This window comes from Natrinema sp. LJW11 (genome assembly GCF_056135975.1).
Genome location: NZ_JBWBDM010000006.1, coordinates 206,623 through 230,050 on the forward strand (window position 1 = coordinate 206,623; position 23,428 = coordinate 230,050).

Below are 23,428 nucleotides of genomic sequence, written 5' to 3' on the forward strand. Positions count from 1 at the left end.
CAGGTGCGTATCGACCCGACAAACGGGGCCCGGACCGATCGACGACGGCGGTCCGCGACGGCGCGCTCAGTACCCTTCGAGGTCGTACAACTCGCCGTACTTCGACTCGACGTACTCGAGGAAGGGGTCCGCGGTCAGCTCCTCGCCGGTGGCCCGCTCGATCAGATCCGGCGTGACGTAGCGCTTGCCGTGCTGGTGGACGTTCTCCCGGAGCCAGCCGTTGAGTTCGTCGAACTCGCCCTCGCGGATCTGGTTGTCGAAGGTGCCGCGATCGTCCTCGCGGTCGCCGTCGGCTCGCGCCGCGATATCGTCTTCCGCCGCTGCGTACAACTGCGCCGCGAGCACCGAGCCCAGCGAGTACGTCGAGAAGTAGCCGAAGTCGCCGTGAGACCAGTGAATGTCCTGCAGGCAGCCCTCCGCATCGGTTTCGGGACGGACGCCGAGGTACTCCTCGTACTTGTCGTTCCAGACGTCGGGGACCTCCGAGACCTCGAGATCGCCCCGGATCAGGTCGCGTTCGATCTCGAAGCGGATGACGATGTGGAGGTGGTAGGTGAGTTCGTCCGCCTCGACCCGGATGAGATTGTCGTCGTGGACCTGATTCGCGGCCTCGTAGGCCTCCTCGGGGGAAACGTCCTCGAGTTCCGGGAAGCGATCGCGGGCGATCGGCAGGAAGTGCTCCCAGAAGGGGCGCGAGCGGCCGACGTGGTTCTCCCAGAGTCGGGACTGGGACTCGTGGACCGAGAGATCTCGGGCCTCGCCCAGCGGCGTGGCGTACCCCTCGTCGGGGAGCCCCTGCGTGTAGTTCGCGTGGCCGAACTCGTGGATCGTCGACGTGATCGAGCCCAAGAGATCGTCCTCCTCGAAGCGGGTCGTGACGCGGGCGTCGAACTGCGTGCCCGAGGAGAACGGATGCGGTGCCGTATCGAGCCGGCCGCGATCCCAGTCGTAGCCGAGCGAATCGAGCACGTCGCGGGCCAGCGCCTCCTGATCGTCGTCGTCGAACTGGCCGGAAAAAGCGTCGGTCGCGAGTCGCGTCTCGCTCTCCTGGACCGCGTCGATCAGCGGAACGAGGTTCTCGCGCAGGCGCTCGAGGACTCGCTCGGCCGTCTCGAGGTCGATGTACGGCTCGTAGTCCGCGAAGAGCACGGCGTAGGGATCCGCGTCCGGATCGATGTGCTCGGCGTACTCTCGCTTGAGTTCGACCAGTTTCTCGAGCGTCGGCGCGAACTGCTCGAAGTCGTCCTCCTCCCGGGCCTGCTTCCACGTGGGATGGGCGTTCGACGCCGTCGCCGAGATCTCCTCGACCAGTTCCCCCGGGACGCTGGTCTCGCGGTCGTACGTGCGACGAACCTCGCGGACGACTGCGGATTGCTCGTCCTCAAGGTCGCCGCCTTCGAGTTCCGAAAGCAACTCACCGGTCTCGTCGGCGGTCAGGAGTTCGTGACTGATCGAGGACAGCGTCGAGAGCTGCTGTGCGCGGGCGGGCGTCCCCTCGTCGGGCATCACGACCTCCTGATCCCACCGCAGGATGCCGGCGGCGTTACCCACGTTCGAGATGCGCCGCACCCGATCTTCGAACCGTTCGTACGTGTCGGCCTCGCTCGCGTCGCTCCGAGCCTGATCGGTCGCCATAGCCGTATCGTTCGCTCGGAATCGGTATCAACGTCCGGGTTCCGGTCATCTCGAGGGCGATCGAACGCGAACGGCGGTCGAGCGGGGGCACTCGGATACCTGTCGACTCTCGAGACGATCAGTACGCCGTTGCAAAGGCGTTGGAAGCTCCTGTCCCGCCGCACTCGCCAGCCCATGAGAAACAGATGGAACTTGCAAGCAGCGGACTGTTCCACCGAGCTGACGTAAGTCGTCTCACTATGGTCGTTGCGTCACCAATCGCGTCACTCGTCGTGTTCATCGTAAGCCTGCTGATCGGCGCGCTCGGTATCTACGCGGGTGCGCGAATCATCGTCGGCCGAACGAGCTACGATCACGCCATCGTCACCGCGTTGATCGGAGCGATCGTCTGGGCGATCGTCGGCTTCGTCGTCGGCTGGATCCCCCTCGTCGGACCGCTGCTGGCCCTGCTGGCGTACGTCGCGGTCATTAACTGGCGGTATCCCGGCGACTGGACCGCCGCCGCAATGATCGGCCTCGTGGCGTGGGTCACCGTCCTGGTCACCCTCTTCGTTCTCGCCGCGGTCGGAATCACGAGCTTCGGCGCGGTCGGAGTCCCCGGCATCTGATCGATCGAACGGCTTCCCCCGACGGCGGTCGAAGACATCACTGCGATGGCGGCCACCGCTCCGCGATTCGCCGATAGGTCTCGAGACAGCGCTCGAGAACGGCGATCGAGACGCTCTCGTCGTCGGTGTGGGCTTCGCCGGGCTCGGACGGCCCGTAGATGACACACTCCGTGCCGGCCTGCGAGAGCCAGCCCGCGTCGGTCGCGTGGGGTTTCGTCACGAGTTCCGGGTCGGCGTCCTGAGCGGCGGCAGCAGCCGCGAGAACGGTCTCCGCGAAGGCCTCGTCCTCGCAGCGCATCGGCGGTAAGTCCTGCTCGACCCTCCATTCGATTCCCTCCAGATCTGCGACTCGCTCGAGCGCCGCACGTTCGCCCGGGACCGTCCGCTCGTCGACTGTGAACGCACACCGGGCGGGCACGACGTTCATCGCCGAGCCGCCCTCTATTTCCGTGACGGTGAGGCGGCCCTCGAGCGTGTCGCCCGCCGCGTCGACCGACGGGAGTTCGAGATCGCGGACGCGGTCGACGGCTGCGGTGGCGCGGTAGATGGCGTTCTCGCCGGCGTCGGCCTCGCTGGCGTGCGCCGCCGTTCCGCGAGCCGTAATCGTACTGCCGCGCCGTCCCTTGTGTGCGGTGGCCACGTCAGTGACGTCGGGCCCCGAGTAGTTCGTCGATCCCTCGCCGACGACGGCGTAGTCGGGTGAGAAGGCCCGCTCGATCGCGTGCCGTGCGCCGACGCCGCCGACCTCCTCGCCGACGAAACTCGCAACGACCAACTCGCCGGCGGGATCGGCGTCGCGAAACGCGAACAGGGCGGCCGCGAGCGCCCCCTTCATGTCCGCCGTGCCGCGGCCGTAGAGGCGGCCGTCCCGTTCTTCGACGACGTACTCGTCGCCGTTACCGTTCCCTGATTCCGCGGTACGCACCTGCGACTCGGCCGGTTCGACGACGTCGTGGTGACCCACGAGCGCGAGCGTCTCCTCGCTCGTTCCCTTCCGAGCGATCACGTTACCGGCGGCGTCCCGCCGCACGTCGGCGTCGGTCTCCCGGCGCAGCCACGCCTCGAGGAAATCGCCGGCGGCGGTCTCGTCCTCGTGGCTCGGGATCGACACCAACTCGCGGGTCAGATCGACGAGAGTCATGATCCACACGTCGGTGGCTGCAGTGTTCAGTGCACCGGAAGCCGCGACCGGACGGTTTCGCCAGTCGCATCCGGAAGCGCGTCGGATCGTCGCGATGGGTTTCAACGAGCAGGCCTGCTGCACGGGCGCGCCGCGGAATTTCGCGTGTGACGTGGAACCGTTGGACGCGGATTCGCTGTGGACACCCTTATACGCGTACGTCGACCAGTTTACGTATGAACGTCGTGCCGGATACGAGCGTGGTCATCGACGGCCGCGTCTCGGCGACCATCGAAGACGGGCAGTTCGAGGGAGCGACGATTTGCGTCCCCGAAGCGGTCGTCGCGGAACTCGAGGCGCAGGCGAACGACGGGATCGATAGCGGCTGGGACGGCCTCGAGGAGCTCCAGCGGCTGGCCGACCTGGCCGACGACGGCGTCGTCGACCTCGAGTACGTCGGCGAACGGCCCAACGCCATCGAGCGGGGCCACGCCTCCGAGGGCGAGATCGACGCCCTGATCCGCGATCTCGCGGAGGAACTCGACGCGACCTTCGTCACGAGCGACGTCGTCCAGGCCGAGGTCGCCGAGGCGAAGGGCCTCGACGTCGAGCACGTCTCACCCGAGGTTCGCGAGGTCGGGACGCTGGCCGTCGAGGAGTTCTTCGACGACCGGACGATGAGCGTCCACCTCAAGACGGACGCCGTGCCGAAGGCCAAACGCGGCGAACTCGGTGCGATGACCTACGAGGAGATCGCCGACGAACCCCTCGACGAGGCGACGATGGACGAGTACGCCCGCGAGGTCGTCGACGCCGCCAAGGAGTCCTCCGACGGCTTCCTCGAGCTCTCGGAGCCGGGGATGAACATCGTCCAGTTCCGGGACTACCGGATCGCGATCGGCCGACCCCCCTTCTCGGACGGCATCGAGATCACCGCCGTCCGGCCGATCGCCCAGACCGACATCGACGACTACGAGCACGCCGACGAACTGAAAGACCGGCTGCTCGAGCGCCAGCGCGGCGTCCTCATTTCGGGTGCACCCGGTGCCGGGAAGTCGACGTTCGCGCAGGCGGTCGCCCGCTACATTTCCGATCACGACTACTCGGTCAAGACGATGGAGAAACCGCGGGACCTGCAGGTCGGCCCGGACATCACCCAGTATACGGAACTGGGCGGCGAGATGGCCAAGACCGCCGACGCCCTGCTGATGGTCCGGCCCGATTACACCATCTACGACGAGGTTCGCAAGACCAACGACTTCGAGGTCTTCGCGGACATGCGACTGGCCGGCGTCGGCATGATCGGCGTCGTCCACGCGACGCGAGCGATCGACGCGCTCCAGCGACTCGTGGGCCGCGTCGAACTCGGAATGATTCCGCAGGTCGTCGACACCGTCGTCTACATCGAAGCCGGCGAGGTCCACACCGTCTACGACGTGAGAACGGAGGTCAAGGTACCCGCCGGACTCACCGAGGAGGACCTCGCTCGCCCCGTGATTCAGATCACGAACTTCCAGACCGGCGAGCCCGAGTACGAGATCTACACCTTCAACCGCCAGGTCGTCACCGTGCCGCTGAAAGACGAGGACGGCGGCCCGGCGAACGAGTCCGGCGTCGACCGCATCGCCAAGCAAGAGATCGAACGGGAGATCCGCTCGATCGCCCACGGCTACGTCGACGTCGAACTCAAGGGCCAGGACAAGGCCGTCGTCTACGTCGAAGAGGACGACATCTCGAGCGTCATCGGCAAGGGCGGCGGCCGCATCACCGACGTGGAAAATCGGCTGGGGATCGACATCGACGTCCGAACCCACGACGAGAACCCCAACTACGGTGCGGGCGGCGGTGCCGGCGGCGCCAGCGCGAACGGCGGCGGGAGTGGTGGCGGCAGTAGCGGCGGTTCCCAGGCCGGTCAGATGGTCCAGCCCGAAATCACCTCGCGGCACATCGTCATCCCCGTCGACGGCAACCACGGCGAGACGGTCGAGGTTCAGGCCGCCGGCGACTACCTGTTTACCGCGACGGTGAGCCGCGGCGGCGAGATTCAGGTGTCACGCGGGAGCGCCATTGCGGAGGAACTCGAGCGAGCGATCGACCGGAAAGACCCGGTAACGATCGTTCCGTCGTAAGGAACTCGAACCGCGTGCGGTGCGCGGTTCGGAGCGATGCGCGGTTCGGAGCGAACAGCGTGAGCGAGAACTGCGGAAACGCGAATAGCGCGAGATCGAAGATCCCGCGAACCGGGCGAACGGGCACGGAGTGCCCGTGAGCAGACGGCGAGCGATACGAGCCGTGAGCAAACAGAGCGAGTGAGAACCGCGAAAACGCGAACGGGCGCTAGCCCGTGATTGAACGAAGTGAGCGAGCATCCTCGTGAACGACGGTTCGGATGGACGGGGCGTTTCGGTAGTTTGGCACAGCAGTTTGCGAAGCGGTATGCAAATGGAGTGGGCGGGATCAAACCGCGCGCGAGCGTTTTCAGTCGATTTGGCACGAATGTCGATCATCCGACCAGCATCGCGAGACTCCAAACGGTCGGAAGTCCTCGCCTTCGACGAGCCGGAATGGACAAACGGTCATCGATCGGCGACGAAACCGGTCCGTGCGAGTGAGGAACACACCATAACCGACTATAATCTAGGCATTAGCTTCATATACGAGACGATCGTTGTGGTAATCAGAGAACAATATGGTGATTCACACAGATGGGAGCAGATAGTAAGACACTCGTCTATCGGAGCATCGGACACACGAACGGACCATTTTTCACGGACCGCCGGTCGCTCGAGGCGATTCGCGAGCGGATCGTCGCCGATATCCGGGCGACCGTCGCCGACGCCGGTGCGGACGGCGTCGTCGTCGCGATGAGCGGCGGCATCGACTCGACGCTGACGACGGCGCTGGCGGTCGAGGCCGTCGGCAGCGAGAAGGTCCTCGGGCTGGGACTCCCCTGCCACATGACCGAGCAGGCCCACGTCAGCGACGCGCACACGATCGCCGATGGGATGGGGATCGACTTCGAGGAGATCCAGTTGCGCCCGCTCCTCGAGGTCTTCGACGAGACGGTCGCGAGCGAACTCGAGCCGGAGACCGAAGCCGACGACCGGCCGAACGAGCGAAACCACGAGATCGGAAACGCGACCGCGCGGCTGCGGATGCTCACCGCCTACTACGCGGCCAACCGCCAGTCGCGGATCGTCCTCGGCACGGCGAACCGCTCCGAGTGGTTGCTCGGCTACTTCACCAAGTACGGAGACGGCGCGGCCGACGCTTACCCGATCGGCGACTGCTACAAGACGGAGGTTCGGGCGCTCGCGAAACACGTCGGACTCCCCCGCCGGATCGTCAGCAAGGAACCGACGGCGGGCTTCTGGGCCACTCAGACGGACGCCGACGAACTCGGCGCGCGCTACGACGTCATCGACCCGCTGTTGTACCGACTCGTCGAGGAGGGCCGCTCGTTCGACGAGGCCGTCGCCGAACTGCAACTCGATCGTGACACGGCAGAGGAGATCGCCTCGCTGCACGCCGACACCGAACACAAGCGCGCGACGCCGCCGACGCCGGGGATCGCCGGCCGCGGCACGGGAGGACGCCTCGACGGTTCGGACGCGCTCGAGTGACTGTGGCGGCCGCGGTCGCGTCGTTCCACGACCGATGACGATGACCGGCCGTCACCGATCGGGCCTGGCGGCGTACAGCTCCGGATTGCGCCACCAGAACAGTCCCCACGCGAAAAGGAAGCCGACGGCCATCGAGAGGAGGTCCGATAGAAAGCCGGCGAGATTCAGATCGCTCATCGCCACGAGCACGATCGCCGACCCCATCGCTGCTCCCGTCACGACGAACAGCACGTCGCCGGCGATCTTGGCCCGCGAACACTCCCAGTACGGTTGCTGCTCTTCGTCGTACCAGACGCCGACGTAGATCAACACCGGCGACATGATCGCGATGACCGTAATCGATCGGTACGTCTCCGGAAGCACGGTCGGCCCCAGCACGAATAGATTCAACAGATTTGCGACCATCGCAGCGAGAAACAGACCGACCAGCAGCCAGCCCCATCGCGGGAGCCGTTCTTTATCCATACCGGGGACGGTCACTACTGGAAAATAATACTACCGCTCCGGCCGTTATTCCGCGCAGCAAGCGTCCTTCTTCGGGGAGTCCTCGACGCCGTTTCCGTCGGCCGCGACCGGCTCCTCGAGCCGGTAGAGACTCTGCCGAGCGTCCGCAAAGTAGATGTCCTCGTCGACGATCCCGATCTCTTCGAGTCGCTCGAGCGCGTACCGCACCGTCCGGGCCGAAAGCATCGATTCCTCGACGATCTGTTTCTGCGTCAGCGGCCCGTCGTACTCGAGAACCTTGAAGACGAGTTTCGCACTCGGTGGCAAGTCTTCGATTTCCTCCCCGTCGGTCTCTGCCATATTACGAATCGAAAGGCCCCAGCAGTATAAAAGTTGAGCCTTACCCGACGGATATTGAAATAGATTACGACATATTCCTTTTTGTAAAATGTATTCTGAGTCGCCGAACAGCGATATATGGCTGTCGTTCCTGACCGGACGGAAGCCGTCAGCCGCGACGTGAGTCAGCAGATCGGATATATTCGCCCCGTTGATCGCGGAACGAGACGACGATTCGGTCAGCGAGCGATTCGTCGGCGATCGTCCTCGAGCAGCCCACCTCGCCGCTTCGCTTTCGCCGCTCAGCGTTCGCCGATCATCCCTCGCCGATCATCCGGTCTTCGTCCTCCCACTCTTGTTCGCGCAGTTCGTACTTCTGGGTCTTTCCGGTCGCCGTTTTCGGGAGCTCTTTCACGTATTCGATCCGTCGGACGACCTTGTAACTCGCCAGTCGGTCGCGGGTGAACTCGGTCAGTTCGTCGGCCGACACTGGGGGATCGGTCGGCTCCCCGTTCGACGGCACGACGAACGCTTTCGGCGTCTCTCCCCACTCGTCGCTCGGTGCCGGAATCACGGCCGCGTCCGCGACCGCGTCGTGATCGAACAGCGCGTCCTCGAGTTCGATGCTCGAGATGTTCTCCCCGCCCGAAATGATGATGTCCTTCTTGCGATCCCGGATCGCGATCAAGCCGTTCTCGTCGATCGTCGCGAGGTCGCCGGTGTGGTAGTAGCCTTCGACGCGGTCGTTGAACGCTTCGTCGGTCTCGTCGGGCTTGTTCCAGTAGCGGTCCATGATCTGGTTGCCCCGGACGACGATCTCGCCGAGCGTCGCGTCGTCGCGCGGGACGTCGTTCCCCTCTTCGTCGACGACCCGAACGTCGGTGCCGAGAACGCCCATCCCCTGGCGCTTCTTGATCTCGAAGCGGTTCTCGTCGTTCATGAGGCGCTTGGCGTCGGAGATGGTGATCAGCGGCCCCGTCTCGGTCGCCCCGTAGAGGTGTTTCAGGTACCAGCCGAAGCGGTCCTCGACGGCCCGAATGGTGGCTTCCGGCGGCGCGCTCCCGGCGGTCGTTACCCGAACCCGCTTCTCGCCGACCATCTCGGGTTCCCCCTCGGCTTCGTAGTAGTCGATCAGCTGGTTGAGCACCGCCGGCGCCGCACAGAGGAAGGACACGTCTTCCTCGCGAATCGACGAGACGACCTCGTCGGGATTGACTCCGCGCGTACAGACGTGGGTCGCGCCCATGCCGGTCACCGCGTAGATATGACCCCAGCCGTTGACGTGGAACATCGGCAACGTCCACAGGTAGGTGTCGTCGTCGGTGATCTCGTGGTAGATCGACATCAGATACGCGTGGAGCGTCTCGGTCCGATGCGTGCGGCAGACCCCCTTCGGATCGCCAGTCGTCCCCGAGGTGTAGTTGATCGTGATGATCTCGTCTTCCGCCATTTCGGGCCGATCGAATTCGGTCCCGGCGTCCTCGAGCACGCCGTCGAACTCCTCCCAGTTCCCCTCCACCGCGTCCGCATCGTTCGTGACGAAGGTCTCCGTCGGCACCTCGTCGCGGATCGCTTCGATCTTCTCCGCGAACGCGTAGTCGGCGTAGATCGCGTCGACGCCGGCGTCCGACAGAATGTACTCGTAATCGGCCGGCTCGAGGCGGTAGTTGAGCGGCGTGTGAACCGCACCGAGTTGCATCGCGCCGAAGGCCGCCTCGAGGTGGTAGTGCGTGTTCGGATCGAGGACGGCGACGCGATCGCCCTTCTCGATCCCGCGCTCCTGTAACGCCGACGAGAACCGGTCGGCGCGCTTGCCGAACTCCGCGTAGGTGAACCGGTCACCGTCGACCCCCACGATCGCGTCCTCGTCTCCGTAGTGCTCCCGCGCCTGCTCGAGGAAATCAGTGACGACGAGTGGCGTTTCCATGCGCCGGAATTTTCGCGGATCGATCCTATACGTATTTCGTTTATTATCGAACGTGAAGAACGCCAGAGAGGACAGCCCGACCGATCGTCGCCCCGGGAAGCGCCGTCCCGTTCAGAGTCGCTCCCAGACGTCCCGGTCGTCTTCGAACCCGTTCGGATCGTCGGCCGCCGCGAACTCGTCGCTCCCGTCGAGTTCCGAGAGCTCCTCGGGCGATAGCTCGCCGTCGCCGTCGATGACGGCCGGCTGTTCCTCGAGGTCCATCTCCGGCCAGGCGGTCTCCTCCCAGAGACCGCGGTCGCTGTAGTAGTAGACCACGCCATCGTTGACGACCGCGAACAGCCCCCGCTGCGTGTCGTGGACGACGCGCTCGTTCGTATCGATCGCGACGTCGACCACGTCCTCGAGCGTGTCGAGCGAGACGTGATAGTCGCCGATCCACATCGGGATCGAGCCCCGCGAGATCCACTCGGCATAGCGCCGTTCGTGGACCGCGCGCCGGGCCGCCTCGAGATCGGTGGGAGACCGGCGGGCGACGAGCGCTGCACCGGCCAGCGACAGGGTTCCGAGCACCGAGAGACCGCCGACGAGCGTCGCACTGCGGGACTCGGTCGTCCGCGCCGTCCCGCTCCGATAGCTGTGAGTCGCCGAATCTGACAGCGAATTCTCGAGCCAGTAGGCGTCCTCCGTTATCTCTACCGGCGTCGACGCGGTCACAGTCCCTCGCTGTCGGCCCGTATCGTACTCGACGCGAAGCACCATCGACAACTCGACCGAGCCGACGCCGGCGACCTCGCGCTCGAGTCGCCGCTGTCGTTCCCGGTGCGATTCCACGTCGATTGTCGCGTTCGATGTCGCGACGCCGTCCTCGATCGACGCCGACTCGGCGATCACCTCGTGGCTTTCGTTCCAGAACGTGGAACCGTCGCGGGTCGCCTCGTACCGAAGCCGCAGTTCGTGGGTCACGGCTCCGTCCTCGATGGCAGCTCCGTCGGTCTCGTCCCGAAGCCTCGTCTCGGGCCGGATCGTCAACTCCGGCGTCGAATTCAAAAAGTAGACCGAGCTATCCTCGAGGCGCTCGCCCTCGGTCCAGAGCGTCCCGTTCTCGGTGACGACGGCGCTCGTCCCCGCGTCGGTCGTGACGCGTTCTTCGTTGAACTGGGCCGCGGTCGTCGTCACCGGATTCGCGACCGCCCAGCCGGTCGCGGCGATCGCGATGACGCCGACGATGACGAGCGCGATCGCGATCGCACGTCCGTGTCTGGCGAGCACCAGTTCGAGCCGCGGGCTGTCGATCATCTGCCGTCCCTCTCGATTCGGCCTCGCCGTTCGAGCCCGCCGGCTGGCCGACCGCGCCCGTCCGCTGGCCGAGCTGTTCGTTTCCGAACTGGTCGGTCACCGGAACAATACATACGGAAGTGAAAGAAAGCGACCATTATAAGGGTAGTGGCCTCGGCTAACTACTCTCGATCGCGGAGCCACTTCCGCAGTCGTCGCTCGAGACGGGTCGAGAGCGGGACGTGACCTCCAGCTGACCGGACCCGGAGATCGCCGCTACCGAAGAGCACGAGGACGATCGCGACGGTGATCCCGACGATGACCCCGTTTACCGCGGCGATCGCGGCGAAGGGGTGAATCCCGTGGAGCCACACCAGCACCGACGGCGGGAGAACGGCGAGATACCGGTATTCGCCGAGATGGCGCGTATATTCTCCAGTTTCCTCCGGCGCGGACAGCGTCACCGTCGTCTCTCCACTCCCGCGGATTCCGACCGTCTGCCACTCCGGATCGACCGCGATCCCGCCGCTTTCGGCGTCGTGGACGACCACTACCGGCAGGTAGCCGGCGTTATCGACCGAGCGGGTGAGTTCGGTCGTTGCGCCCGGCGCGACGATCTGGGGGTCGTCGGTCGGTGATTCGGTGCTCACGAGCCCGTACTCGGACGTTCCGGACGGGACGACCATCGCAGCAGTTGCCAGGGTGACGAACAGGAGCAGGATGAGGCCGAGCGTCGTCCAGAATGCGATCACGTTCTCGCGCGAGCGCCGTCTGGTCGTCTCGCGCCGCGTCGGGCCGAGTCGTTCGAACACCGTCCCGAAGCCGAGCATGGCGACGCCGATCGCGACGAGCATCGCGCCGAGCCCGTTGCCGGACGCGGTCGTCGTCAGGCCGATTATCGACGCGACGGTTTCGTAGGTCCCGGTTGCGAGCCCCTGAATCCCCAGAACGGCAGTCCCGAGGTGGGGGAGCGTTACGACCTCCCCGTTTACCTGCCAGGCTTTGGCGACGATCTGGCCGTCCGTGACGTGAGGCTCGCCGCCGTCCTGATCCGTAAACGGATTCGCGTCGCCTTTCGTGACGTATCCTTCCTCGGTTTCGCCGACCACGCGATGGGTCGTCAGCCCGCCGCCGTGGAGCTCTCTGGCCTGAAAGACGACGACGTCGCCCTCCTCGACGTCGCCGGTGACGGCGCTGGGAACGGAGACGAACCCGTCGCCGGCGTCCATCGTCGGCTCCATGCTGCCGGTCGCGACGTAGCCGAGCAGAATCGGCTGACCCAGCAACTGACCGACGATCAGCAGAATGACGACCAGCGCGAGGCCGAACCCGAGTCCCCGCTTGAGGAGTGACGCGGCAGTCATCGACGAGTGACGAGTACTATCATGGCTGGCTGACTGTTCGGCTACACTATGTTTCTGCTCCAGTATAAAGCCCGCGAGAGCTCCGACGGGGGAGTGACGGAGTTCATCGCGTACTCGAGCGACCTCGAGTGGCGACTCCACTGACTGGCATCACCGCGGTGGCGCGCGCTGGCGACGCGCTCGAGCGGACTCGAAAGCGCGTCGACGACGGTGCGCGAGGTCTTCGTGAGTCTTGCGAACGAAGGCTTGGAAGGCGCGAAGCGTCTTCCAGTGGATGAGCGAACGAACGCAGTGAGTACGCGAATCGGCTGGGGTGGATGTGGAAATCCCCAGTTGCCAGCGTGAGCAGGGCGCACGTCGCTACTAGCTCTATTCCTCTCAGTCAGAGTAACTACACTTCTACAGCACCATCAGAGAGAGAGAGACGCGATTAGCGAAGAACGGCCCACCGTCGGTTCGCAACCACCGCCAGGGCCAACAGCCCCGCAGTCGCCGGCGGCGCGAGCGCCGCCGTCGTCGCCGCCGAGAGTTCGCGGTTCTGGATCGAAACCGGTCCCGGCTCCTCGACGGTCACCGTGCCCGCTGACACGCCGCTGACCGCCACGTCGTAGGTCCCCGCCGCCGCGAACCGCCGCTCGAAGGCCACCGTGCGCTCACCGTTAGCCGGGACCGAAACGGTTCGGGTGTCGACGACGATGCCGTCAACCGCGAGCTCGAGCGTGCGCTCGAGTGACCTGTCGGACGGGTTCCGAACCGTCGCCCGGACGGTGGCGGTCTCGCCGGCGGTGATCGTCGCGTCGTCGATGGTGGCACTCGAGACCTCGACCTGCGGACCCTCGACGGTCACCGACTCGGTACCCACGCCCTCGATACCCACCTCGTACGTGCCGGGCCACTCCATGCGCCGTTCGAAGCTGACGGTCTCTTCCTCGCCCGATGAGAGAGCGATCGATCGTCGGTCGACGACGGTCCCATCGACCGTCAGCCGGGCCGTTTCGGTGCCCCACCCGTCGCCGTTGTTTCGGTAGGTCGCGTTGACCGTGACCGTCTCGCCCGCCTCGACGGTCGTCGACGAGACGGTCAGGTTCGAGCCGTCGATATCCGATTCGGTTTCATCATCGTCCTCGTACTGCGCGACGACCGTGAACGTCTCCGTCCCGCTGACCGCCTCGTGGGTGTCGATCGCGACGCCGATACTGGTCGTCGAGCCCGCCGACGGCTCGAGGGGGTTCGATCGGCTGATCTCGTTCGTCGGATCGTTACCCCTGTAGAAGGTGAGTCCGGGAACGTCGTTCTCGATCCATACCCGTTCGACGTCATCGTTGGTACTGGAGATCGTGAAGACACCGTTTGCGCGGGTGATCGCGCGGTCGTTAAGCATTTGAAAATCAATCATTATACCATCTTCATTGGTAAAAGAATATTTTCCATTTAACCCATCAGCAGGCTCTATTATCAAATCTGTTTTATTAGAAGTTTCACCGATACTCACAGCACCTGACGGTATCACCACTGCTAGCGATAGTAGTATCAAAAACACATATAGAAAAGAACTATTTCCCGTCACTTCAATACCCCTGTGAGTGTTTATTTATATAATACTGGCGATTGTATGATATTAAGGAGAGTTAGCCACGAAAGAGACTGTGTCAACGTTTTCTCCGTAGTTACTCTGTGGATCACTATCAGTGAACTTGGTTGAGTCTAGGCCAGACAGGTCCCGTAAGTCGATCTCAAATCCGATATCGAGCGTGTCGCCAGAACTCAAGGTGACACTTCCATCTATATTATCGCCCTCAGATCCACCAGTCGGAGGACTTGATTGAGAGATATACGCGGCGAAGACGCTATCCTCTTCGGCAGTACTGCTAGAACTATTCCGAAGTTCAACAGCCAAATTGACAGGGTTTGGTCCATTGTTCGTGATCTGAAGGAGATCGCCAAATTTCGAGAGAGCATTACGGTTCAAGCCTGAAGCAGATGTCGAAGGCGTTCCCGAGCCGTCAAAATTGAACGATAGCTCATCGTCAGAGCTGAGGCTCAAATATGGGGTTCCATCAGATGTGGAATCTGGGTTGTTCGGTGTAGCACTGTCATCACTACTGCTTGGATGGGCTTCAATCGCAAGATAACCGGATGCATCGCCGACCGTAGAAATATTTGCTGTGCGCTCTGCCTCGACAGTACTAAACGCACCCGTTCCGAGCGCGGCTCCGCCGCCCGCGACAATCGTTCCCAGTCCGACTAACACATTGCGTCGATTCATTCTCATTGGTATGATCTCCGTTCCACGCCCCGGCACCGACCTTCGAGGGATGCCAGAACGCAGTTCTTACTCGCTCCCACGAACGTCACCCACTTTGTATTGAGTATCCAGAACGTCCGAAAGACCGGCCATACGGCCGTTCAAGCCGTTCTTGAACTTGTTCTCGGGGCCGTGAATGGGCGCAAGCCTTCCCTGAAATGTCATCGAGCGATCTGCGAACGCCAGCGACGAGGACGGGTTGACCAATCAGTGGCGAAATGGCTTCGCGATCCCATTCCGGTTGCGATCTGCAGGTAAGAGCGATACGCGCCGGCTATTCACTGACTGCACCAGTAGCAACGTAAGCACCGCACAAGAGGTACTTGACTGCCCAATAATCATTCTTGATAACTAAAATATCATGTGTTCTTTTATGAACTGTCCGCTATTAAGCTGGAAATGGCCGACAAGGAAAGGTTCAATCGGGGAGAAACCCGCGAGCGGGACACGCGTGCCGCGAGTCCGCTCATCGGGATCATACTGTTGTTCGCGCTCGTGATGATGGGCGCAATGCTGGTCTTCGTCGCCGGGTCGGCGATGTTCGACGCGATCCAGTCGGAAGCCGACAGGGAGCAGGCACAGCAGTTCATGCTGGAAACCGACCATCGGCTCTCGACGGTCGCGGAAACGAAGACGGAGCAGGTACTCCCCGACGGCGTGGGGCCGTCTGACGTGAACGGCAGCGGCGGACAAATCGAAGTCGCCTGGTACGCCAACGGCTCGAGTAGCGATCCGTGGAGCGACGCGAGCTGTTCCGTTGATGATAATCTCGGCACGCTCGAGTACGAGCAGGCCGGCGGCACGATCGCCCATCAGGGCGGGGGCGTCTGGGAACGTGCTAACGGTGAAACGAGCATCGTCTCCGAGCCCGATATCGGATACGACAACGACACGCTCCAACTGCAGATCCTCCAACTCGACAACGGTGATTTCGGCGGTTCCGAGGCGGTGGCTCGAGCAGACCACAGTAACGCGACGGATCTCACCCGGCGGATCAACAATGCCTCCACTCGGTGCAACGACAGAGCGAACGTCGCTATTCGAATTGAGAGCGAGTACCACGATGGCTGGCACCGGTTTCTCGAGGACTCCCTCGGTGAAGACGAGTACGAAGGAGTGAGCGTAACACAGACCGGCGACACTGTCGAAGCGCGAATCGAGAAGGTAAGAGAACCGGTCGACAGACCGACGTTCGTCGTTGCGGAAGACCGCGGACTCTCAGGCCCTGGCAATACGGATCTAAAATACGATCAACGAGTTGAATACAAGGACATATTCACTGTCGAGGCAACAATCGAGAACACGGGGTCCACGGTACACACCGAAAACATTACCGTGTCAATTTGGGACGAGAACTTCAACACGCAGTTGCTTAGTAGCACAAAAGACGATCTCACCATCGCCGGCAACGACACCGAGACGATCAATAAGAACGATATCGCGTTTCCCCACGGGAAATATAAGAATGCGCTTGAGCCAGGCGAGAGTTATCGATATGTGATAGAGACCGAATCGGGAGACAGGACGGATGATCCGCCAGGATCGTTCTACGTCGGCAAATCTGGATCGTTCTTCAACGTGACGAACGCGAACGCGGCGGTCACCGGTGATACCGCGACGATCACCACCGACTTACAGAACACTGGTATCGAATCCGGATCACAGAACGTGACCCTCGAACTCGATTATCAAGGCGATTTGCCAGATAATATGTCGGACCCGTACGGCATGATCGGAGAGAGGGATGTTCCTCGGTCGTTCGGGGAATCGGATCCCGTCGAGTTTACGCTCAATGCGAGCAAGCTTATCGACGGAGAATACGAAGCGACAATTGAAACGGACAACGGTGGGGACATAGAGACGGAGACTGTACTGTTCAACGTCACCGCTGGACTTGACCCTGGACGGGTCGGTCTCGGTGGTATCGAAGACGCGAATGTGACCGTCGAAGTGATCGGGTCGCAGGTGTCCGGCACGAGTGGCGGTTCGGGCCACCAGCTCTCTCCGATGACCCTGGACGTCGTCGCTAACGGCGGAACGGTACACTCGTTTACGAACCCGAACGGCGGTAACAATGTCAACATCGGGCCGACGTGGCAGGACAAAAGCGACGCGAGTTACGGCTACGAGTTCACGGTGGACGAAGAGACGGATCTGACGCTACGGAACACGCGATACTCAGATGGATCATGGGAATTCGATTGGGGGAGCGGGTTGAGGTGGGTTTCAACCTGTGCGGACGAGCAGACGAACCCGGCGACCTTACCGCACTACTCGGGTCCCCCAAATCCGGATCTCGTGTGGTGTAACGATGTGCCAGCAGAGACCGAGTTCGGTCCGATCGACGCGTCGCAGGGCCAGAACCTACAGAACGTCCGGGTCCGGAGTGCCGAGAACAACACGATCCCAGCGCTCCCTGCAGGAGCGGACCAACAGATGAGTGCGACGGAAATCCTGCAAGAACGAGGATTGATCAAAGCAAGCGGAGACAAACTCGATCTGGATTCGGGCGAATTCGTGTTCCTCTTCGATAATACGGCCGATTGCGGGCAGGGATGTGACGAGAGCGATATCGACGCGCTCTGGAACCAAGCGATCAAGGCGTACGAAGATAACCCCAATCAGACCAACGATCCAGACTTCAACGATCTAATCGTCTACGTCGAGGTCGAACGGGCGGGTGTCAATCCCGGCAAGCCCGGCATCACAATCCAACCGGGCGGTGGAGATTCGACCGACGTTGGAACCGGTAACTCCGACTCGGATGAGACCGGGACCAAGACGAACAACACCGGAATCAGCGTCGATACCGACAGCATCGTTGTCGGCTAACACGCTATCGCAATCAGGGATCTACTTTCACCGGAGAACATCAATTTTGACGGGGATTTTATCGGATATCCCCTTTCAAGCAATCGGTAGAGACGAAGTCCCGGATTGTGATGCAGTAGTAGTTTTCACCCAAATAGTATTGGTATTTTTATCGCTTTCAGTCAGGTGCCTCTCGGCAACAAACGTTAAATATCAATAGAACTGTTATTCGTGATGAATAGGGGGATGGCGACAACAGGCGAGAGCCAACCGGCTTCAGCAGGGACTGCAGGGAAAGACAAGCAGTCACAAGAAGGTGAGATTTTCGACCTGTTGAGCAACCAGCGTCGCCGATACGCCATCCACTACTGCAAGCGCGAGGGCGAGGCCGTCACGCTCGGCGACCTCGCCGAACACGTCGCCGCTTGGGAACTCGACAAAGAGGTCGAAGCGATTACGTCGGCCGAGCGAAAGCGCGTCTACACGTCGCTTCAGCAGACGCATTTACCCACGCTCGAGCGAGCCGATATGATCGAGTTCGACGATCGAACGATCGAACTCACCGACGAGGCGGCCGAACTGGACGTCTATCTCGATATCGTCCCCGGCGACTCGGTCCCGTGGGCCGTCTACTACCTCGGGTTAACTGCGGTCGGTTCGGTCGTGATGGCGGGGCTGTGGATCGAGGTCGTTCCGACCGAGACGGTTCCGGAACTCGGCTGGGCGACGGCGATATTCGGACTGTTTGCCGTCTCGGCGGTCGTCCACGTGGTACAGAATCGGCGGATGCGACTCGGTGAAATGGATCGGCCACCATGACGAACACGGTCACGAAACTCGGTATCGTGTTCGTGTTGCTCGGGACGGTAGCGATGCTTGCACCGGTGCTCGGAATATCGTCGCTGGCTGCCGACAGAGGGGTACAGGTGAATGCAGCCGAAGCGCCGGCGACGGCGTATCTCGGGATCAACGAATCGGACTCGAAAGAGGATATTTCGAGGACCTGTATCGGATCCAATATTTGCTGGGGCGAGAGTGCAGAGGTTCTCTCGGTCGAAAATAACGCCGATTCACCGTTTGACGGCGTATCAGTCGAAGTCGAATCGATAACTGGTGCAGACGCTTCGCTTTTGAAAGTTGCAAACAAGGACGAATTGACGAACCTTGGTCCAGACGACCCGCCACAATCAGTAGCGCTTGAATGCGGATCTGGTGGCGACTCAGCAACTAATACGCAGGTAACGCTTGTGGTCGACGCGTCAGGGTCCGCCATTTCAGTTAGTGAAGCAACCTACACGGTAGACGGTGTCACGTTCAGTTGTGACGACGATGGAAGCGCTGGCGATGGCGATGCAAGTACCGATCCGGTCCCAATCACGGATCCAGCTATCGACCTCGAACTCGTTAGTAAGTCGCCGAAAAGTCAACCGCCCACCGGTACGATACGGCAGGCTAACAGTAGTGTTCAGTTTGATATTACTAACAGCGGGTCTGAAATGACGATAACTGGAATATCGTTGAGTGAAGCCGGCGGAGCGACCCATCTTAACAACATTGGTGGCGACGAGGTTCAAATTACCGGCGGCACGAGCGGGGGAAATATAGACAGAGACGGAAATATCTTGATCGGTCCAAATGCACCGAGATACGACCTCGATTCCCAGGCAGTAGTCGGCTCCGGTGGCACAGTAACAGTCGAATTGCAGCAGTTCCGGGATGGAAATACCGGAGGATTATTCAACCAGTACGATATGGATGGTGAAACGGTTACCCTCATACTGTACGTGGAAGGTATAGACCATCCAGATTATCAAAATGAGGTTCCAATCGAGGCCACATTCACGCTTCCAGAATAATGAGGCCTCGAGCCCGGTTTACTAGATGGATAGTTGCGGACACAACGATCTTCTGACGGTCAGCACAAATCTCTCCGACCAACGGATGACGATACAACACCTAATGCGAACTCCTTTTGACTACCGAAGACAGAATTCAATCCATGTCGACCGAATCGATCAGCGACCGACGCGAACACATTCGCTCGGTCAGCGTAACCGCCCTGTCAGCGCTGCTGGGTGTCGGCGCGGCGCTGGCCTCCGCGAACTGGGTCGGTGTTACCAGCGCCGCGGCCCAGAACACGGAATCGCTCGCGTTCGTCCTGGGGGCGATCCTCGTTCAGTACGTCTTCATCAACCTGTCGGGGATCTACGGCGAGGACGAGTTCGGGGCGAAACACTACCTGTTCATCGCGTTCATGACCTTCTCGCTGTGGTTCGTGACGTGGGGCATTCTGCTGACCGCGGAGTTCTCTGGGTAACCATGGCGGACGACAGCATCGCCGTCGTAGACTTAGACCGGTGTCAGCCCGATCGGTGCAGCTACGAGTGCAAGAACTACTGTCCGCCGAACCGAACCGGGAAAGAGTGCATCACCCTCCGCGGCGAGGAGGCCGCCGAGGGCCAGCCCGAACAGATCCACATCTCCGAGGAGATCTGTCTGGGCGAAACCTGTGGCATCTGCGTCGAGAAGTGTCCCTTCGACGCGATCGAGATCATCAACCTCCCGCAGGAACTCCAGGACGAGCCCGTCCACCGTTACGGCGAGAACGCCTTTTCGCTCTACGGCCTTCCCGCACCGCAGGAGGGGCAGGTCACCGGGATCCTCGGTCCGAACGGGATCGGGAAGACCACCGCCGTCCGCATTCTGGCCGGCGAACTCGAGCCCAACCTCGGCCGCCACGAGGCGGAACCGGGCTGGGACGAGGTGCTCGAGGCCTACCGCGGGACCGAACTGCAAGACTACATCGCGGACGTGCGCGACGGCGACATCACGATCGCGCGAAAGCCCCAGTACGTCGATCAGATTCCGAACAGTTTCGACGGGAACACCCGACAGTTGCTCGAGCGAACCGACGAGCGCGGTGCGCTCGACGAACTGGTCGAACGGCTCGAGATCGGGCCGGTCATGGAACAGTCTATCGACGACCTCTCGGGCGGGGAGCTCCAGCGGGTCGCCATCGCGGCCACGCTCGCCCGCGATACGGACTTCTACTTCCTCGACGAGGTGACGCCGTATCTGGACATCGGCCAGCGCGTGACGGCGGCGCGGCTGATCCGCGAACTCGCCGAGGCGGAAGACAAATCGGTACTCGTCGTCGAGCACGACCTCGCGATCCTCGACCTGCTCGCGGACACGCTCCACGTCGCCTACGGTGAGCCGGGTGCGTACGGCGTCATCACCTCGCCGAAATCGGTCCGCAACGGGATCAACGAGTACCTCTCGGGCTATCTCGACAACGAGAACATGCGGATCCGACCGGATCCCATCGAGTTCGAGGAGCACGCGCCCCGAACCGAAACCTACGGCGAGACGCTCGTCGAGTACCCCGACCTCACCAAGAGCTACGGGGAGGGCGAGTTCACGCTGGAGGTCGAGGGCGGCGCGATTCGCGAGAACGAAGTGCTGGGAGTCGTCGGTCCGAACGGGATCGGAAAGTCGACGTTCGCGAAGCTGCTCACCGGGAATCTCACGCCCGATGGCGGCGACACCGACCTCGATCTCGAGATCTCCTACAAACCCCAGTACGTCACGATCGACCAGCACATGCGGGTCGACGCGTTCCTCTCGTCGATCACGGACCAGTTCGGTTCCTCGTACTGGAACACCGAGATCGCCCAGCCGCTCCAGTTAGAGCGGATCATGGAGCAGAACCTGTCGGATCTCTCCGGCGGCGAACGCCAGCGGGTGGCCATCGCGGCCTGCCTCTCCGACTCGGCGGACCTCTACTTGCTCGACGAACCGTCGGCCCACCTCGACGTCGAACAGCGAGTGCAGGCCTCCAAGGCGATTCGGCGCTACGCCGAACAGCAAGACGCTACCGTGATGGTCATCGACCACGACATCTACATGATGGATCTGCTCGCAGATCGCCTGATGGTCTTCGACGGCGAGCCCGCGGTTCAGGGTCGCGCCGGCCAGCCGCAACCGATGCGCGACGGCATGAACGAGTTCCTCGCGAACCTCGAGGTGACCTTCCGCCGGGACGAACGCACCTCCCGGCCGCGGATCAACAAGCCCGGGTCGCAGCTGGATAGCCAGCAGAAAAGCGAGGGCGAGTACTACTACGCGCCGTAGGCCGTCGGCTCGGAATTCGGGAGTCGGTACCGCGTCGATACTAGCTGCCTGGAATTAGCTAATCAGTCGCTGACAGCTCCCGCAGAGATTTTCTTCCTTGATATCGACCTCGCGGACCGTCGGCGAGAAGTTCATGACACAGCGGTTGTTGTCGCAGTGCTCGAGGCCGTAGGTGTGGCCGATCTCGTGGACGATCTCCTTGCGGACGCGGTCCTCGAAGATGTCGGCGGCGCTCTGGTTCGAGAAGCCGCCGTCGCTCGAGGTCTGCAGCCGGTAGGTGGAGACGACGCTCCCGCTGCCGTCGAGGTAGGCCAGTCCGAAGACGTAGTTACGTCGTCGGTAGAAGAGGTCGTGGGGAGTGATCGCGATGTTTTTCGTGCCGCGGCCGACCCGCTCGGCGAGTTGAATGAACGTCTCGGCGGAGTACTGGTTCCGATCGGAGTCGTAGGCGCCGTTGGGGACCGACTGCGAGTCGTTGACCGACACGTCGCAGTCGTAGACCGATCGCAACGCGGTGGAGGCCGCCCGCTTGACCTCGGCGGGGACGTTGCCGACCGGCACGATATCGACGAGCATAGCAAGGGCTATGGCCGCGGGTGGCATAAACGTCCCGCCGTGGCCCACTCTCGCCGGAATCTCGAGACGATGAACGATCACCTCGCGCGCTACGAGCGCGCCGTCGAGGTCGGGATCGGTCGCCGGAGCGGCCCCGCTCGAGCGCTCGCCGAACGGGGGGTATCGGTCACCGCGACCGACATCGACGATCGAGACGTGCCGGCGGGGGTACGGTTCGTCCGCGACGATATCGTCGATCCCGACCCCGCGATTTACGCGGACGCGGACGTGGTGTACGCGCGGAACCTGCCGCCGGAACTCCACCGACCGGCGCTCGAGGCGGCCCGCAGCGCCGACGCCGATTTCCTGTTTACGACGCTGGGCGGTGACCAACCCGCGGTGCCGGTCGAACGGAAGACGATCGCAAAGGGGACGCTGTACGTCGCTCGAGCGCCGCTCGAGCGACCGAGATGAGCAGACACGACTGCGGGCCGGACACGTATACCGTGGGTCGGGTACGTATACCGTGGGCCGAACACGCATGATATCGGCACAACCGTGAGTGGGACACTTGTGAAACCGGCACAACCGCGGGATCGGCACGAATGAATTATCTGGATGCAGTTCACTTCAACGATCGTGAACGCCGAGTACGTCACCTACGCCGTCGCAATCGCGGTCGCCGTCGCGGTGCTGGCGGTGGTACTCGTCGGTATCGTCACCCTCGTTCGATTCCTGTTCCGACTCTTTACGTTGCCGGGCGTCGTCGTCCACGAGTTCGCTCACAAACAGGCCTGCGATCTCGTCGGGGTCCCCGTCCTCGAGGTCGCGTACTTCCGGTTCGACGATCCACCGGGGTACGTCAAACACGTCACGCCCGAGCGGTATCGGGCGTCGTTCGTCGTCAGCGTCGCGCCGTTTCTCGTCAACACGGTGGTCGCGTTCGCCGCGTTCCTGGGCCTCGCAACGCTCGTCGCGACGGTCGGTGAGCTCCGGACCGTCTCGAACGGGGCGCTCGCCGCCGCAATCGCCCTCGGTTGGCTGGGGCTCTCGATCGGGATGCACGCGTTTCCGAGCAGGGGGGACGCGAACGTCCTCTGGACTCGGTCGCGCGCCGAGTGGCGGGGGTCGCCGAGGGTGTTACTCGGTGTTCCGATCGTCGTCGTGATCTACGTCGCGAACCTGCTCTCGTGGCTCTGGGCGCACGTGCTCTACGCGATCGGCCTGTTCGTGCTGGCGGCGTGGGTCGTGGGGCTCGGCGGGCTTTGAAATCGGTCTCTTTTATTCC

General features: G+C 62.4%; 20 protein-coding genes. 10 read left to right on the top strand and 10 right to left on the bottom strand.

The window, feature by feature from the left end:
- Positions 1 to 66 precede the first annotated feature (66 nt).
- Positions 67 to 1,635, bottom strand: coding sequence for a carboxypeptidase M32 (locus AC0QDI_RS17070; protein WP_474670298.1), 1,569 nt, complete (start codon positions 1,633 to 1,635; stop codon positions 67 to 69).
- A gap of 239 nt (positions 1,636 to 1,874) precedes the next feature.
- Between AC0QDI_RS17070 and AC0QDI_RS17075 the strand changes: the two genes are divergently transcribed.
- Complete coding sequence (locus AC0QDI_RS17075; RefSeq protein ID WP_474670300.1) at positions 1,875 to 2,243, top strand: hypothetical protein; 369 nt, start codon at positions 1,875 to 1,877, stop codon at positions 2,241 to 2,243.
- 37 nt (positions 2,244 to 2,280) lie between these two features.
- On the opposite strand, the gene AC0QDI_RS17080 is transcribed toward AC0QDI_RS17075, so the two are convergent.
- Complete coding sequence (locus AC0QDI_RS17080) at positions 2,281 to 3,384, bottom strand: M20 family metallopeptidase (RefSeq protein ID WP_474670302.1); 1,104 nt, start codon at positions 3,382 to 3,384, stop codon at positions 2,281 to 2,283.
- A 215-nt stretch (positions 3,385 to 3,599) separates the two neighbouring features.
- Between AC0QDI_RS17080 and AC0QDI_RS17085 the strand changes: the two genes are divergently transcribed.
- A complete protein-coding gene (locus AC0QDI_RS17085; protein WP_474670304.1) occupies positions 3,600 to 5,492 on the top strand; it encodes an ATPase, T2SS/T4P/T4SS family in 1,893 nt (630 codons plus the stop codon).
- Positions 5,493 to 6,068: 576 nt separating this feature from the next.
- Positions 6,069 to 6,986: an NAD+ synthase gene (locus AC0QDI_RS17090; RefSeq protein WP_474670306.1), complete on the top strand. Its 918-nt coding sequence runs from the start codon at positions 6,069 to 6,071 to the stop codon at positions 6,984 to 6,986.
- 51 nt (positions 6,987 to 7,037) lie between these two features.
- On the opposite strand, the gene AC0QDI_RS17095 is transcribed toward AC0QDI_RS17090, so the two are convergent.
- The 7 genes from AC0QDI_RS17095 to AC0QDI_RS17125 all read right to left on the bottom strand — a co-directional run bounded on the left by AC0QDI_RS17095 (position 7,038) and on the right by AC0QDI_RS17125 (position 14,607).
- Entirely contained in the window at positions 7,038 to 7,451 is a 414-nt protein-coding gene (locus tag AC0QDI_RS17095; protein ID WP_474670308.1) for a hypothetical protein, read from the bottom strand.
- Positions 7,452 to 7,496: 45 nt separating this feature from the next.
- Positions 7,497 to 7,790 carry a MarR family transcriptional regulator gene (locus AC0QDI_RS17100; RefSeq protein ID WP_226039562.1) on the bottom strand — a complete coding sequence of 98 codons (294 nt, stop codon included), beginning with the start codon at positions 7,788 to 7,790 and terminating at the stop codon, positions 7,497 to 7,499.
- Between the two features lie 295 nt (positions 7,791 to 8,085).
- The gene (locus AC0QDI_RS17105) at positions 8,086 to 9,696 is read right to left on the bottom strand and encodes a long-chain-fatty-acid--CoA ligase (protein ID WP_474670310.1); all 1,611 of its coding nucleotides are present in this window, start codon (positions 9,694 to 9,696) and stop codon (positions 8,086 to 8,088) included.
- 111 nt (positions 9,697 to 9,807) lie between these two features.
- On the bottom strand, positions 9,808 to 10,992 hold the full coding sequence (locus tag AC0QDI_RS17110; protein ID WP_474670312.1) for a DUF5305 domain-containing protein: 1,185 nt from the start codon (positions 10,990 to 10,992) through the stop codon (positions 9,808 to 9,810).
- Positions 10,993 to 11,153: 161 nt separating this feature from the next.
- Positions 11,154 to 12,335 (bottom strand): signal peptidase I, encoded by a 1,182-nt coding sequence (locus AC0QDI_RS17115; RefSeq protein ID WP_474670314.1) that lies wholly within the window; start codon positions 12,333 to 12,335, stop codon positions 11,154 to 11,156.
- Between the two features lie 430 nt (positions 12,336 to 12,765).
- A complete protein-coding gene (locus AC0QDI_RS17120) occupies positions 12,766 to 13,731 on the bottom strand; it encodes a CARDB domain-containing protein (RefSeq protein ID WP_474670316.1) in 966 nt (321 codons plus the stop codon).
- 222 nt (positions 13,732 to 13,953) lie between these two features.
- Entirely contained in the window at positions 13,954 to 14,607 is a 654-nt protein-coding gene (locus AC0QDI_RS17125) for a hypothetical protein (RefSeq protein WP_474670318.1), read from the bottom strand.
- A gap of 432 nt (positions 14,608 to 15,039) precedes the next feature.
- Between AC0QDI_RS17125 and AC0QDI_RS17130 the strand changes: the two genes are divergently transcribed.
- The 5 genes from AC0QDI_RS17130 (at position 15,040) to AC0QDI_RS17150 (ending at position 21,585) form a co-directional block, all read left to right on the top strand.
- Positions 15,040 to 17,472 carry a DUF7289 family protein gene (locus AC0QDI_RS17130; protein ID WP_474670320.1) on the top strand — a complete coding sequence of 811 codons (2,433 nt, stop codon included), beginning with the start codon at positions 15,040 to 15,042 and terminating at the stop codon, positions 17,470 to 17,472.
- Between the two features lie 225 nt (positions 17,473 to 17,697).
- Positions 17,698 to 18,270 carry a DUF7344 domain-containing protein gene (locus AC0QDI_RS17135; RefSeq protein ID WP_474670322.1) on the top strand — a complete coding sequence of 191 codons (573 nt, stop codon included), beginning with the start codon at positions 17,698 to 17,700 and terminating at the stop codon, positions 18,268 to 18,270.
- Entirely contained in the window at positions 18,267 to 19,307 is a 1,041-nt protein-coding gene (locus AC0QDI_RS17140) for a hypothetical protein (RefSeq protein ID WP_474670324.1), read from the top strand. Before AC0QDI_RS17135 ends, AC0QDI_RS17140 begins: the two co-directional genes overlap by 4 nt.
- Positions 19,308 to 19,450: 143 nt before the next feature.
- Complete coding sequence (locus AC0QDI_RS17145; RefSeq protein ID WP_474670326.1) at positions 19,451 to 19,768, top strand: EMC6-like membrane protein; 318 nt, start codon at positions 19,451 to 19,453, stop codon at positions 19,766 to 19,768.
- Positions 19,769 to 19,770: 2 nt separating this feature from the next.
- A complete protein-coding gene (locus tag AC0QDI_RS17150; protein WP_474670328.1) occupies positions 19,771 to 21,585 on the top strand; it encodes a ribosome biogenesis/translation initiation ATPase RLI in 1,815 nt (604 codons plus the stop codon).
- Positions 21,586 to 21,639: 54 nt separating this feature from the next.
- Here AC0QDI_RS17150 and AC0QDI_RS17155 read toward each other — a convergent pair whose 3' ends face one another.
- Entirely contained in the window at positions 21,640 to 22,161 is a 522-nt protein-coding gene (locus AC0QDI_RS17155; RefSeq protein ID WP_098725348.1) for an archaemetzincin family Zn-dependent metalloprotease, read from the bottom strand.
- Positions 22,162 to 22,200: 39 nt separating this feature from the next.
- Between AC0QDI_RS17155 and AC0QDI_RS17160 the strand changes: the two genes are divergently transcribed.
- Together AC0QDI_RS17160 and AC0QDI_RS17165 are read left to right on the top strand one after the other, a co-directional pair.
- Positions 22,201 to 22,614 (top strand): UPF0146 family protein, encoded by a 414-nt coding sequence (locus tag AC0QDI_RS17160; RefSeq protein WP_474670330.1) that lies wholly within the window; start codon positions 22,201 to 22,203, stop codon positions 22,612 to 22,614.
- A 165-nt stretch (positions 22,615 to 22,779) separates the two neighbouring features.
- On the top strand, positions 22,780 to 23,409 hold the full coding sequence (locus AC0QDI_RS17165) for a DUF3267 domain-containing protein (protein WP_474670332.1): 630 nt from the start codon (positions 22,780 to 22,782) through the stop codon (positions 23,407 to 23,409).
- Positions 23,410 to 23,428 lie beyond the last annotated feature (19 nt).